The following is a 944-nucleotide window of genomic DNA, read 5'->3' on the forward strand; positions in this document are numbered from 1 at the left end:
CCGGAAGAAAAAGCGCGTGGTATCACCATCAACACTTCTCACGTTGAATACGATACCCCGACCCGCCACTACGCACACGTAGACTGCCCGGGGCACGCCGACTATGTTAAAAACATGATCACCGGTGCTGCTCAGATGGACGGCGCGATCCTGGTTGTTGCTGCGACTGACGGTCCGATGCCGCAGACCCGTGAGCACATCCTGCTGGGTCGTCAGGTAGGCGTTCCGTACATCATCGTGTTCCTGAACAAATGCGACATGGTTGATGACGAAGAGCTGCTGGAACTGGTTGAAATGGAAGTTCGTGAACTTCTGTCTCAGTACGACTTCCCGGGCGACGACACTCCGATCGTTCGTGGTTCTGCTCTGAAAGCGCTGGAAGGCGACGCAGAGTGGGAAGCGAAAATCATCGAACTGGCTGGCTTCCTGGATTCTTACATTCCGGAACCAGAGCGTGCGATTGACAAGCCGTTCCTGCTGCCGATCGAAGACGTATTCTCCATCTCCGGTCGTGGTACCGTTGTTACCGGTCGTGTAGAGCGCGGTATCATCAAAGTGGGCGAAGAAGTTGAAATCGTTGGTATCAAAGAGACTCAGAAGTCTACCTGTACTGGCGTTGAAATGTTCCGCAAACTGCTGGACGAAGGCCGTGCCGGTGAGAACGTAGGTGTTCTGCTGCGTGGTATCAAACGTGAAGAAATCGAACGTGGTCAGGTACTGGCTAAGCCGGGCACCATCAAGCCGCACACCAAGTTCGAATCTGAAGTGTACATTCTGTCCAAAGATGAAGGCGGCCGTCATACTCCGTTCTTCAAAGGCTACCGTCCGCAGTTCTACTTCCGTACTACTGACGTGACTGGTACCATCGAACTGCCGGAAGGCGTAGAGATGGTAATGCCGGGCGACAACATCAAAATGGTTGTTACCCTGATCCACCCGATCGC

1 protein-coding gene is annotated in these 944 nt (G+C 53.8%); it reads left to right on the forward strand.

What is annotated here, in order from left to right:
* The coding region (tuf, locus tag NA330_RS23165) for an elongation factor Tu (protein WP_031571904.1) at window positions 1-944 on the forward strand (944 nt) is incomplete at both ends.

It is taken from the genome of Salmonella sp. NW722, assembly GCF_051702785.1.
In the GTDB taxonomy this organism is placed as follows: domain Bacteria; phylum Pseudomonadota; class Gammaproteobacteria; order Enterobacterales; family Enterobacteriaceae; genus Salmonella; species Salmonella enterica.